Source organism: Vreelandella zhanjiangensis DSM 21076 (genome assembly GCF_000377665.1).
GTDB classification, from domain to species: Bacteria; Pseudomonadota; Gammaproteobacteria; order Pseudomonadales; family Halomonadaceae; genus Vreelandella; species Vreelandella zhanjiangensis.
In genome coordinates this window covers 615,940-629,419 of record NZ_KB898647.1, presented here as the reverse complement: position 1 = coordinate 629,419, position 13,480 = coordinate 615,940, and the positions used below count along the sequence as shown (strand labels likewise).

Here is a 13,480-nt window from a genome sequence, read left to right as displayed (position 1 = left end):
GCTTACCGGCGCAAACTCGCGGAGTATGGTGTGATCCAGAGCATGTCACGCAAGGGAAATTGTCTCGATAATGCCGCCATAGAGAGCTTCTTTGGAACGCTGAAGTCTGAATATTTCTACCTGAACCGGTTCGACAATATTGAACAGTTACAGGCGGGCATCCGACGCTATATCCATTACTACAACTACGAGCGCATTAAGACCAAGCTAAAAGGCCTGAGTCCGGTACAGTACCGAAATCAGGCCTTGGCCGCTTAGTTTTTTTACTGTCCAAATTTATGGGGTCAGTTCAGAGCGGAGGCTTTTTTTAGTGCTGAGCTTCGGTATTTTGCGCTTCCAGCATATCAACCAGCGGCTGAAACTGTTCCCGGTTATGCTCATTCATGTGCATCAAAATACGGTGTGCCTCAAGAATACGCTCGCGCAGCCCCTCTTCATCCGCGGGTTCTTCAGGCAGATCAATCAGCGCACTATTAAGCACGGACGCCTGCTGAAGCGGCGCTTCCATCAGCGTAAAAAAACGCGCAAACCCCATTACGTCGAGCATTTTTCGAACATCAGGATTATCGGCAATAATGGTAGGCGGGTGCGCCAGACGCCCTTTCACCGCCATCGCGACTTTTGCTAAAAAGCCCAACGCCGTCGAATCAACATTCGTTGCTTCGCGTAAATCTATCATTACGGTCTGTAAGCCTGGCGTTTCAGCAAGGCGCTGCGCTTGGGTATCAAGCGTGGCACAAAGCGTTAAACGCACATCGCCACAGAGTTTTAATACAAAAACACCGGAGTCGAACGCCGCCTTAATACGGCCTTCATCAATCAGCATGACCAAATCCGCTCACCATCATGATTGTTAGATCATCGGGTAAAGCATCGCGGTCTGGGTTTGCCTCATCAATTGCATCGCCTTCTGCAAGGAGTGCATTTGTTTGGGCTAGCCGGTCGCGCAACTGCTCAAGCGTGACACTTTCGCTTATTAATTGCTCAAGTTCCTTGAGCCGCGTGTCGAGCGTTTTACCCGGCAAGCATTCCAATACACCGTCTGAACACAGCCATAAACGAAATTCAGCCGGTAAAGCACAGCTCAGCGAAGGATACTCTATATCGGGGAAAAGACCTACCGGCATTCCCTCTCCTTCAAGCCGAACGAGCTGACCATCAGCAACCAATAAAGGCATTGGCAGCTGAGCGCCGAGCGAATAGTGAAGGGTATGCGAGCAATGGTCAATAACCCCGACGAACAAGGTGGCATGTTTACCGATATCGGTGCCCTGCAACTCGCGGTTCATGGCCGCCAGCCAGTCCGGTGCCAGGCGCTCTGGTTGCAGGCCATCCCACTCATTGAGCCACCGGTTGCACAGATACTTCAAAAGTACTGTCACAAACGCCGATGATGCCCCATGGCCAGAGACATCGGCGAAGTAGAACGCACTGTAGCGCTCGTTATAACGCTGGTAATCGAGAAAGTCACCGGACAGATACAGCGAAGGAGCAAACCAGTAGTCAAAATAAACGCTGTTAATGACCTTGGGCCGGGCAGGCAACAATCGGCGCTGAATATGCCCGCCGCTTTGCTGATCCATACGCAGTAACGCCAGGTGCGTCTCTAAACTCTCGTTTAGCTCGGCAAGCCGCGCGCGGTCCCGGTCGCGCTCACTGGCAAGCGCATGCAGCTCAATGGCCTTACGGATCATTCGCCGTAGCAGCTCAGCGTGGCGCAGCGGATGAACAATATAGTCCACCAACCCAATATCCACCGCTTTAATCAGATCAGCATCCTGACGTGAATCGCTCACCACCAAGGTCGGCAGACGTCCGGCTAACTGCGACCAATGCTGATGAGGCACTGCATGTGCATGGGCAACAATCAGCGCCGTTTCTGCGGGCAGATAGCTGATATTATCGGCTGCAAACACCCACATGCCATCACACGTGATAGCTTCTGCCAGTGCATTACGCTCAGGACCCGGCTCGGCGATCACCGCAATCAGCTGCTTGGAATGATCCATGTTAAGCCTCAATCGGCGAAATCGTCGTCACTAACGTCGCTGTCGTCGAAATCGCTGTCCTGGAAATCAAAGTCATCCATTGCAAAAGGATCATCGCCTAACTCGCCATCATTAATTTCAAACTGGCGGCGCTGTAAAAAAGCATCGCGTATAAACCGATAACGATCACCGCTAATCAGATTTTCCTGGTCGAGCAAGCCAGCACGAATATCGACAATATTAAGCGCCGTCAGGCCTATTTTAGTTGCATCGTCTTCTACATAAGTGACTGGGTATGCCGCCATATCCGCTGGCAACCCTGTCGTATCTCGCAAGGTGCTGGGTCCCAGGAGGGGTAAGACTAAATACCGCGATTCTTCCCATCCCCAAACGGCCAGGGTTTGCCCAAAATCCTCATCGCTTGCGTTGATTTCCATCAATGTCGCGTAATCAAGCAGCCCGCCAATACCCACGGTTGAGTTGATCAAAAAACGCGACGTTGCCAAACCAGCATTGGCTGGCTTGCCCTGAAGCAAACTGTTAATAGCCGTGCGTATTTCTCCAAGGTTGGAGAAAAAATTACCCACCCCGGTCTGCACAGGGTCAGGCGTAATCGTGCGATACCCAGTTGCTACCGGTTTCAACGCATAGCGATCCAGCACGTCGTTAAATACAAAGACGCGGCGGTTAAAGCCTTCCCAAGGGTCGTCTGGGTGCGCTTCGGCGGCCGTTTGAGTACCGGTGCTGGCACAACCGCTTACCGCAAGCGTGGCAAACAGCACTATTGGCAGCGCTGCATTACGCACGGTGACGACGGAATTCTGCTTGGCTAAAAACCGCAGCATGATCTTTCCTCTTGTAGAACTTAAATGCTATTACTGACGCCGCACCACAACGCTACCTGCGCTGTAGCCCGCCCCAAACGAGCAGATCACCCCGATATCGCCCTCTTCCAAACCATCATGATGCAGATGGAAAGCGATAATGGAGCCTGCCGAGCTGGTATTGGCGTAACGGTCTAAAATGATAGGCGCCTGCGTTTCGCTGGGCTCAAAACCTAATACTTTACGGGCGATAAGGTCATTCATATGGCGATTGGCCTGATGCAGCCACATTTTCTTAAGATCGCTACCCGATAGCTCAAGCGACGCTAAATGCTCAGAAATAAGCTTGGCTACCAGCGGACATACTTCCTTGAAAACCCGCCGCCCTTCCTGCACAAACAGTTTATCAATCGCCAGTGGATCACTGTCCGTCACACGGTTCAAAAAACCTGCATTATTACGAATCGCATTGGAAAACTGAGTAACCAGGCGCGTGCCCAATATCTCAAAGCGCTCTCTGGCAACGGCCACCGCACTATTTTCTAATACTACAGCCGTACAAGCATCGCCGAAAATAAAGTGGCTGTCACGATCCTGGAAATTTAAATGTGCTGAGCATATCTCAGGATTAACCACCAAGGCACGTTTTACGCTACCCGATGCAATGGCGTTAGCGGCGGTTTCCAGAGCAAACGTTGCGGAACTGCAGGCAACGTTCATATCGAACCCATAGCCGCCTGCCCCCAGAGCTTGCTGTACTTCAACCGCCACGGCCGGATAGGCACGTTCCAGGTTTGAACACGCCACAATCACGAGTTCAATATCTTCTGGCGCTACCTGGGCATTTTCCAGCGCCTGCCGGGCGGCAGCTGTCGCCATTACACACTGAATGGACGGCTCATCATTTTGCCGCGCAGGAAGCTGAGGGCGCATACGTTCAGGATCAAGGATACCCGCGGCATCCAATACATAACGACTCTTGATACCCGATGCTTTTTCAATGAACTCGCTGCTGGAATGGGCTAACGGCTCACGCTCACCGCGCGCTATCTCTTCAGCAAAGCGTGCATTCTCATTGTCGACCCACGTATTAAATGCGCTCACCAGAGCCGCATTATCAATGGCGTGTTCCGGCGTATAAAGCCCCGTACCGGTTATCACCACATTTGTCATGCTTGTTCTCCTTTAAGCGGTTTGCCATCCATCGTTGGCGTAGGCCTACGGCTCGCGCTTAACATTACTGTGTGCGTTATTGGTCGATTTTACCAGTCGTCCTCTAAACGCTAATTATCTCTTGCCAGCGTTTTTCCAGCCGCTTGCTCGATACCGGTATTAGCGTTCCCAACTGCTGAGCAAAAAGCGACACGCGAAGCTCCTGTATCCACCAGCCAAACGCCACTAACTCAGGGTCTTCAACCTGCCCGCGCCGCTCGCTTTTACGCCGGGCATCAAAGCGTGTTTCCAGTGCTTGAATATCGTGCATCATCATGTGATCGCGTCCGCGTTCACGGGCTGCCTTTTCAAGGCGAATCAGCGCCGCTTCAGTATAGCGGGGGTATTCGGCAAGCCACTGCCCCGCATCACGAATGAAGCCAGGATAGACCAAGCGCTGCATCTGTGCGCTGATATCGCTATAGGTCAAAGCCAGTGCAAAATTGAGCTTACCTCTAAGCACTTTAGTCACCGCCAAATGGCCTTTCAATGCGGCTTCAACCTGTTTGAGTAGCGTGGCGGCATGTTCAACAAGTTCTGCTTTAGTGGCGTCCAGACGCGCGACCAACTCAGCAGATGAACGCGGCAGAGGATGCTGGGCAACTACCTGGGTAAATACCGCAAGCAAGAGATCATCCACCAATGCCTGCTTGCTGCCTACCTTGGCAAACAGCAGCGCGCATTTTTCAACATCGGGTAAGCGTTTGATGGCCTTAACCTGGTCAGGCTGGCGGGCAATGGCCAGACGGGCAACGCCTTCCTGATGCGCGGCCTGCGCTTTTGCCGGATGATCAAACAGCGCAACCTTAAACTCTCCCACCTCGGCAACTAACGCAGGATAGGCTTCAACACGAATGCCCGCCTGTGTGGTAACTCGCGACTCGGGCAACGGCTCGTCTGGCAGTCCTTCAAGCGCAGGGGCATGGCTTGCCTGCTCGGCTAATGCCTGAGCACCGGCGCTTGCAGCCGCCTCAAAGCGCTGCTCAAGCGCCCTTACATTGCGTCCTTGACCCAGCTGTTTCCCCGCATGATCGACCACACGAACATTCATCATCAGATGCGGCTCAAGCAGGTCCAAACGCCAATCATCTGGATGCACCCGCGTGCCCGTCCGGCGGCGGATAAACTCGCCCAGCGCTTCCGTTAGCGGACGTTGGTCAGGTGCCAGCGTCTCCAAAGCAGCGTCTACCCAATCAGGAATAGGCACCACCTGGCGACGAATGCTTTTGGGCAGCGATTTCAAGAGCGCAATGCACTTCTCACGCAATAACCCCGGCACCAGCCACTCCAGAGCATGTACCGGCAGTTGCGGCAACATGGCAGCTGGCACCGTCAGGGTAACGCCGTCATCCTCGGCGTGGGGTTCGAAATGATAGCTAACAGGGTAGGCCACCCCGCCAAGCGTTAAATGGTCGGGATACTGCGCCTGGGTGACATCGGCTGCATCACGTGCTTTTAACGCGTCTATATCAAAGTGCAGCAGCTTGGGCGCCTGACGTTCCACCTCTTTACGCCAGTGCTCGAAGCCTTTGCCGTTGATAACGTCAGCAGGAATATGCTCATCGTAAAACCCAAACAGCGTGTCTTCATCGACGAGAATATCACGTCGACGGGCACGGTCTTCGAGCGCCTCGACTTCATCAATTAACGCACGGTTATGGGCGAAAAACGCACCTTTTGTATTGAACTCGCCCTCTACCAGCGCGCGACGAATAAACAGCTTCCGTGACTCTTCAGGGTCAATTGGTCCGTAATGCACGCGACGGCGCGCCACAATCGGCAACCCAAACAGCGTCACTTGCTCAAACGCTACAACCTGAGCGCGCTTTTGCTCCCAGTGCGGTTCACTATAGCTGCGTTTGACCAGATGTTCGGCCTGCGGCTCGATCCATTGAGGATCAATTTTGGCCACGGTACGCGCATAGAGCTTGGTGGTTTCAATCAGCTCAAACGCCATGACCCATTTAGGCGACTTCTTGGCAAGTCCCGAGCCTGGGTGAATCATGAACTTGCGGTTACGTGCGCCCAGGTATTCACGATTTTCGAGCAGCGTGCCCAGGTTCGACAATAAGCCGGATAGAAGGGCCTGGTGCAGCTTGCCGGATGTTTTGCGCCGCGCCTGACGGGCCTGCTCTTCGCTTTCATCTTCATCCCGCGGTAGCGGTGCGGGCACGTCGATCTGCATATCACGCAGCAGCTGTCGGAGCTGGCGGAACGTATCGTGCCATTCGCGCATACGCAGGTAGTTAATGTAGTGTTCGCGGCACCAGCGGCGTAGCTGATTACCCGACAGGGCTTCACGGGCATTTTCAATGCCGTGCCACAGATTGAGCAGAGCCACGAAACCGGAATCTGGATCATGCCACCGCTGATGCGCCTGGTCGGCGGCCTGGCGCTTATCGGCCGGGCGATCACGCGGGTCCTGAATGGCCAGAGCGGATACCACGACCAGCACATCGCGCAGGCTGCCGCGCTCGGCACCCGCCAGCACCATGCGTGCCAGCCGCGGGTCAATGGGGAGCTTGGCTAGCTTGCGGCCCAACGGGCTTAAGCGCTGACCTTCATCGACCGCGCCCAATTCAAAGAGCAGCCGGAAGCCATCTTTGACGAACCGGCTATCGGGTGGATCCACAAACGGAAACGCTTCGATATCACCCAGCTTCAGCGCCAGCATGGAAAGGATTACCGAGGCCAGATTGGTGCGCTGAATTTCCGGGTCGGTAAACGCCGGGCGGGAAAGAAAATCCTCTTCATCATAAAGACGAATACACACGCCTTCCGCTACCCGACCACAACGCCCCTTACGCTGATTGGCGCTGGCCTGGCTTACCGGTTCGATCGGCAGGCGCTGAATTTTTGCCCGGTAGCTATAGCGGCTAATGCGCACCAACCCAGGGTCAATCACGTAGCGAATGCCCGGCACCGTCAGCGAGGTTTCCGCAACGTTGGTGGAGAGCACAATCCGCCGACCACGATGCGCCGAAAACACCCGATTCTGCTCCTCATTGGAAAGGCGCGCATAGAGCGGCAGAATTTCCGTGCCCTTTAAATCGGCACGTCGCAGAGTATCGGCCGTTTCGCGAATTTCCCGCTCGCCGGGCAGAAACACCAGCACATCCCGCGGGCCATGTAGCCAGCCCTTTTCACGCTCAATGATTTCGATTTCGTTGACCGCATGCAAAATACCCTCCTGGAGCGTGCGGTCTTCTTCGTCTTCTTCATCACGTGCCAAAGGGCGGTAGTGCACATCGACCGGGTACGTACGCCCCGATACCTCAATCACGGGCGCGGGCGCATCAGGTGTGCCGAAATGGGCCGAGAAGCGGTCCACATCAATAGTGGCCGAGGTGATGATAACTTTAAGATCGGGACGCTTGGGCAACAGCCTTTTCAGGTATCCGAGCAGAAAGTCGATATTCAGGCTGCGTTCATGCGCTTCATCAATAATGATGGTGTCGTAACGCATGAGTAAGGGGTCGTGCTGGGTTTCAGCCAGCAAGATACCGTCGGTCATCAGCTTAACCAACGTTGTAGGGCTACTCTGGTCGGTAAATCGCACCTGGTAACCCACCTGCTCGCCCAGCGGTACCTCAATCTCCTCCGCCAGCCGCCCGGCAACGCTACGCGCCGCTAACCGGCGCGGCTGAGTATGACCAATTAGCCCGCGCCGCCCACGGCCTAGTTCCAGGCACATTTTGGGTAGCTGGGTGGTTTTACCCGACCCTGTTTCTCCAGCGACCACCACCACCTGATGATCTCGAATGGCGTTTAAAATATCTTCCCTACGCTCGACTACCGGCAGCTCAGCGGGGTAGTTAAAGGCTACTTTCAGTGCCTCACGCTGGTTGAATAATTGCTGTGACCGCTCAATCTCGCGCTGCACCTCGTTTAAACCATGATCGATTGGCTTGTGGTCACGTACACGACGCGCCAGCCCTGCTACACGGCGCTCCAGACGCTGTGCATCACGCAGCATAACGTTGCTTATGGCTTTTTTGAGCACAGCAAGGCGTTGGTTATCGGTTAGATCGGAGGGCATATCGGTGGTCACGTTAGGCTCAGTTTCCATTCGTTACTCAAAAGCGGGGTTGCCAGCCGTGTAGCGACAGGGCAAATAAACATCCGGCCCGCTTTAGTGAGCGGGCCGGATATTGTAACGCTTCCATCAACGTGACGCCTAACCGAGGCTGGGGGCGTTAATGGCTGTCGCTAGACGCTGGCTTTTCATCACGTAGTTCGCGGCGTAATACCTTGCCGACATTCGTTTTAGGCAGTTCGTCACGAAACTCAATGTACTTGGGCACTTTATAGCCCGTTAACTGCTCCTTACACCAGCTACGCAGCGTTGCAGCATCTAGCTGGCTATTTTTGGACACGACAAACAGCTTGATGACTTCTCCGGCATCTTCATCCGGCACGCCAACCACTGCGGCTTCAATAATATCCGGATGAGAGGCGACGATATCTTCGACTTCATTGGGGTAAACGTTAAACCCTGACACCAGGATCATGTCTTTCTTGCGATCCACAATGCGGATATAGCCATCGTCCTGAAGTACCGCAATATCGCCGGTAAAAAACCAGCCATCGCTATCAATGGATTTATGAGTTTCATCTTCACGCTGCCAGTAGCCCTTCATTACCTGAGGCCCCTGTACGCAGAGCTCGCCCGGCTCGCCTAGCGCCACGTCATTGCCTTCAGCATCAATGACTTTAACAGCGGTACCCGCGACGGGCTTGCCAATAGTACCAAGCTGAATGGCATCGGTTGGGTTAAAGCTCACAATGGGCGAGGTTTCTGTTAATCCATACCCTTCCGCAATTGGGCAGCCGGTGGTCTCCTCCCAGCGCTGAGCGGCAGCTTTGGTCAGGGCCATCCCACCGGAAATGGTCAGTTTGAGATGAGAAAAATCAAGTTGCTTGAAATCGTCCCGGTTACATAGTGCGTTAAACAGCGTGTTCAAACCGATAAACGCGGTGAACTTAACCTTTTTGAGTTCTTTGACAAATCCATCGATATCACGTGGATTGGTAATCAGCAGCGAATGATTACCCGACTCCATCAAGAACAGGCAGTTAACCGTAAACGTATAAATGTGATAAACCGGTAGCGGCGCAACCACCAGCTCCTGACCTTCTTTTAAGTGTGTACCGATCGCCAGCCGTGCTTGCAGCATATTGGCAATCAGGTTGCAGTGCGTGAGCATCGCCCCTTTGGGCAGGCCGGTAGTACCGCCGGTGTACTGCAGTGCAGCCAGGTCATCCTGGCTTCGGCTTACCTCGGTATAATTTAACGAGGCGCCCTTGTTCATGGCATCGCGAAAACTGATCGCTTTGGGCAGCGAGTAGGCCGGCACCATTTTTTTCACGTGCTTGACCACAGCGTTTATCAACCACCGCTTGGGTAAGCCGTGAAGATCACCAAGCTCGGTCACCAGCACATGTTTGATGTCGGTCTTATCAACCACGTTTTCAAGCTTTTTAGCCATATTGGCTAAAATCAGCACGGCCTTGGCACCTGAGTCCTTAAACTGGTGGGTCATTTCCCGCTCGGTGTAAAGCGGGTTGGTATTTACCACTACCAGGCCTGCGCGCATAGCTCCGAATACGGCGACCGGAAACTGTAAAACGTTAGGCAGTTGAATGGCGATCCGATCGCCAGGCTTTAGGTCAGTCTCGTGCTGAAGCCAGGCCGCAAAGTCGGCGGACAGGCGGTCAAGGTCGGCAAAGGTGAGCGTTTTGCCCATGCAGCTAAACGCAGGCCGTTCCTTATGACGGCTGACAGCAGCATTAAAAACGTCTGTAATGGAGTCGTACTGATCCAACCCTTCAAGCTCAGGGCCGCGTAATATAGGAGCTGTGGCGTGTTCGCTCATGGGCAATCTCCGCTATCCATGTCGATGATATTACCGACCTTGTTATTGTCGTGAGGTGAGAGAGCCAACGATATACGACGCGCAGCATGCTGTAAAACGATCGCTTGAAACTTGTGTTTAAACTTTAGCCATAGTGATCGAGTCGTACGCCACCCTCTCAATGTCTACTTAGTAATGTAGCGACTATTGGCCTTAAGGACAGTATTGCGCCTTAATTTCTCCTTCATGCCAGACTAATAGCTCGCCGGGAACCATTCGCCCCCACGCTTCGTTATGGGTTAACGGTTCGGTGGCAATCACTGACACCACGTCGTTGGGCGTTGTATGCTCGGCAAAGTTAACCGTTATTTCCGCATCAGAGAGTTCGGCATCACCAAACGGGGCTCGCCGGGTGATATGCGCAAGCTTCGTGGAGCAGTAGGTGTAGAGATACTGACCATCGGAAAGCAGTAAATTAAACACCCCCAATGCTCGTAGCTGCTCGCAAAGGCCATGCAGCGTTGTCCATAAGGCATTGAGGGATGCTGGCGGGTTCGGAAAAGCATCACGCAGCTGGCCCATCAACCAGCAAAAGGCATGCTCGCTGTCGGTATTGCCAACCGGCGTATATACCCCCAGAGGCAAACCCTGCCAGTCGCTTAGCTGGCCGTTATGCGCATAGCACCAGGGGCGTCCCCACATTTCACGGGTGAAAGGATGTGTATTGGCCAGGCGCACGCCACCGACGTTAGCCTGTCGGATATGGCTAATCACTACGTTGGACTTAATCGGATAGTCGCAGATCAAGCGGGCGATAGGGGAATCAACCGACGGGTGGGGATCGCGAAACTCCCGGTACCCGCCCTCTTCATAGAAGGCGATCCCCCAGCCATCGCGGTGCGGACCGGTACCGCCACCACGATGCAAAAAGCCTGAAAAGCTAAAACAGATATCGGTCGGAACGTTGGCGCTCATCCCCAGCAGCTCACACATAGCAACGCTCCTTCTCGGTGACCATCAACATTAACCGATAACCGGTTCGCGCCGACGCGTGGGCTGAGGGTCATCTTCCACGTCCTGCTTGACGCGCTTGGCGGGCGGCGTGCTGGCTGGTCTGCGCCACCACCAAAGAGCAATACCGATCACCGCACCAATTGCCACGCCGGCGATCAGGCAGAGCAGGCCACCGGTCACTGCGCTGGCGTTATGCTCTAAAAAACCTACCGCGGCGACCATCGCCGCTGGCGCCCATCCGGTATAGAATTCACCTTCTTCTATCAGGGGTAAGCGGAAAAACGCTGGCGCCCACATGGCCCCTCCCACGCCCCATGTGATCACTAAGCGTGGCAAACGCGGTAGGAACGCCAGGGCAAAATAGACAGCCACTAACACCAGCAGCGAAATACCGTAATAACTTAGCCACAACAGTGACATTGAATTTACAAGCAGCATAATACCTCTCATATGGGTGTACGCACCCGACGTTGATTTCCCGCTATGGTACCTATCAATTTATGAAAGCACAGCCAGACACGCTCTCAGGTTCTCCCGTCGCGCGCTATTATCGCGCTAATGACCCCAAATGGCACTGGCTGGAAGCACGCGAGACGCCTGATGTCAGCGCTTTTTTGGAAAGCGCTAATCAGCAGCAGGAAAAATGGTTTGCCCCACTGGCGCCGTTGGCCGAGGCATTATACAAAGGCCACCTGGCGCGTCGCGAGCTTTCCGTCACAAGCCTTGAGACACCGCTTGACCACTATACGTTCTGGAGCGAAACCGGTTCTGAAGACGACTACCCTCGCTGGTGGCGTTATCTCAATGGACACCCAGAACAGCGTGAATGCTTTTTTGACGTTCAGGCTCGCGCCGCCGATGAAGAATTTTATGAAATGGGCGATATGGCCCTTTCACCGGATGAGCAGTGGCTCGCTTGGACGGAAGATACCCAGGGCGACGAACGCTATACGCTGTGGATCAAATCGCTGCCGAATGGCCAACCGCAGGCACTGATCAGCGATATAGGCGCGGGCCTGTGCTGGGCTGAGGATCAAACTGCTGCCTCGGCCACGCTGTTTTTTACTCGCTTTGACGCAACTCAGCGACCCGACAGCATATGGCGGGTGTCGCTTCCTTTCGAGGCGCCTGAAAAGCACGCCGAGCCCGCGCTTGTCCTGCGTGAAGACGATACTGAATTCTGGCTGGGCATCGGTAAAACTCGCTCACGCCAGTGGCTGTTAATTGAAAGCGGCTCCAAAGATACCAGCGAAGTCTACGCCCTGCCGGCCCAACAGCCTGCGGCGGCGCCGCTCTGCGTTCAGCCCCGCCAGGCAGGCGTTGAGTACAGCATTGACCATCGCCCCGGCGCCTTTTACCAAGTACATAACCAGGCAAGCACGCATTTTCAGCTTGATTATCTGCCTGAATCCGCGCTGGGTGACGCCAAAGCGCAGTGGCAGCCACTTATCGAGCCGCGTGACGACGTGACCCTGGAAGGCATCGACGCCTTCTCCTGGGGGCTTATTATCGCTGAGCGCGATCATACTCAGGCACAGGTCGTTCTGCGTCGCTGGGTGCTGGATGCGCACCAGCATCGCCTGATTGATGAGTACATCGGCCTTCCCGAGCAACCCTGCTCCCAACTACTCGAAGATGCGCCGCATTTTGATACCCAGATACTGCGCCTGCGTGAGGAGTCGTTTACGCAACCGCCCAGCTGGTTTGCACTGGACCTTACCAGCGGCGAGCGGACGCTTCTAAAGCGCGCACCGGTTTATGGCGCCCTGACACCTGAACAGCTGGTAAGCCGTCGAATCTGGGCAACCAGCTCTGATGGCGAACAGGTGCCGGTATCCATTGTAATGCGCGCGGACCTGGCTGATCAGCCGCTACCCACCCTGCTATATGGCTATGGCGCCTATGGTGAGGCACTTGACCCGTGGTTCTCGATTGCCCGCCTTGAATTACTGGAACGTGGCGCTGCCTTTGCCGTGGCCCACGTGCGCGGGGGCGGCGAACGGGGTGAGCCCTGGTACCTGAAGGGTAAAATGGCCCATAAAGAGAACAGCTTTAATGACTTTTTAGCGGCCCGAGATGCGCTGGTGGAAACCGGTATTAGCGATCCTGACCGGATAGCGGCCTATGGCGCCAGTGCAGGTGGTTTGCTAGTGGGCACCTGCATTAATCGAGCACCCAAGGCCTTTTGTGCGGCCTTGCTGGATGTACCCTTTCTGGATGTTTTGCGCACCATGCAAAACCCTGACCTTTCGCTGACCACCGCAGAATACAGCGAGTGGGGTAACCCAGAAGAACCCGAGGTAGCCGAGCGCATTCGACGCTACTCACCGATGGACAATATCACCGCCCAGCACTACCCGGCCCTATGGATCGAAGGCAGCTGGTTTGACACACGGGTGAGCTACTGGGAGCCGGCCAAATATTACGCGCAGGTAACGCAACAGCAGCAAGGCAGTGCGCCCATTCTGCTGCATACCGATATGAGCAGCGGCCACGGCGGGGCGTCCGGCCGATTTAAAGCGTGGCGCGACACCGCCCGCCAGGACGCGTTTATTCTTTGGGCATTGGGTTTAAGCACTCTCTAAGC

10 protein-coding genes are annotated in these 13,480 nt (G+C 54.7%); 2 read left to right on the top strand and 8 right to left on the bottom strand.

What is annotated here, in order from left to right:
* On the top strand, positions 1-258 hold a 258-nt coding region (locus D467_RS0107120; protein ID WP_018916814.1), incomplete at its 5' end, for an IS3 family transposase.
* 49 nt (positions 259-307) lie between these two features.
* On the opposite strand, the gene D467_RS0107115 is transcribed toward D467_RS0107120, so the two are convergent.
* The 8 genes from D467_RS0107115 to D467_RS0107080 all read right to left on the bottom strand — a co-directional run bounded on the left by D467_RS0107115 (position 308) and on the right by D467_RS0107080 (position 11,331).
* The gene (locus tag D467_RS0107115) at positions 308-826 is read right to left on the bottom strand and encodes an STAS domain-containing protein (RefSeq protein ID WP_018916813.1); all 519 of its coding nucleotides are present in this window, start codon (positions 824-826) and stop codon (positions 308-310) included.
* Positions 816-2,009, bottom strand: coding sequence for a PP2C family protein-serine/threonine phosphatase (locus D467_RS0107110; RefSeq protein WP_018916812.1), 1,194 nt, complete (start codon positions 2,007-2,009; stop codon positions 816-818). The genes D467_RS0107115 and D467_RS0107110 overlap by 11 nt, the downstream gene beginning before the upstream one ends.
* A gap of 8 nt (positions 2,010-2,017) precedes the next feature.
* Positions 2,018-2,833: an MlaA family lipoprotein gene (locus D467_RS0107105; protein ID WP_018916811.1), complete on the bottom strand. Its 816-nt coding sequence runs from the start codon at positions 2,831-2,833 to the stop codon at positions 2,018-2,020.
* A 30-nt stretch (positions 2,834-2,863) separates the two neighbouring features.
* Positions 2,864-3,985 carry a beta-ketoacyl-ACP synthase III gene (locus D467_RS0107100; RefSeq protein ID WP_018916810.1) on the bottom strand — a complete coding sequence of 374 codons (1,122 nt, stop codon included), beginning with the start codon at positions 3,983-3,985 and terminating at the stop codon, positions 2,864-2,866.
* A gap of 103 nt (positions 3,986-4,088) precedes the next feature.
* Positions 4,089-8,093 (bottom strand): ATP-dependent RNA helicase HrpA, encoded by a 4,005-nt coding sequence (gene hrpA / locus D467_RS0107095; RefSeq protein WP_018916809.1) that lies wholly within the window; start codon positions 8,091-8,093, stop codon positions 4,089-4,091.
* Between the two features lie 127 nt (positions 8,094-8,220).
* The gene (locus tag D467_RS0107090; RefSeq protein WP_018916808.1) at positions 8,221-9,900 is read right to left on the bottom strand and encodes an AMP-binding protein; all 1,680 of its coding nucleotides are present in this window, start codon (positions 9,898-9,900) and stop codon (positions 8,221-8,223) included.
* Between the two features lie 192 nt (positions 9,901-10,092).
* On the bottom strand, positions 10,093-10,872 hold the full coding sequence (locus tag D467_RS0107085) for a class II glutamine amidotransferase (RefSeq protein ID WP_018916807.1): 780 nt from the start codon (positions 10,870-10,872) through the stop codon (positions 10,093-10,095).
* 30 nt (positions 10,873-10,902) lie between these two features.
* Positions 10,903-11,331, bottom strand: a complete 429-nt coding sequence (locus tag D467_RS0107080; RefSeq protein WP_018916806.1) for a hypothetical protein — start codon at positions 11,329-11,331, stop codon at positions 10,903-10,905.
* Between the two features lie 62 nt (positions 11,332-11,393).
* Here D467_RS0107080 and D467_RS0107075 point away from each other — a divergent pair, with 62 nt between their 5' ends.
* Positions 11,394-13,478, top strand: coding sequence for a S9 family peptidase (locus tag D467_RS0107075; RefSeq protein ID WP_018916805.1), 2,085 nt, complete (start codon positions 11,394-11,396; stop codon positions 13,476-13,478).
* The last annotated feature ends 2 nt before the right edge of the window (positions 13,479-13,480 follow it).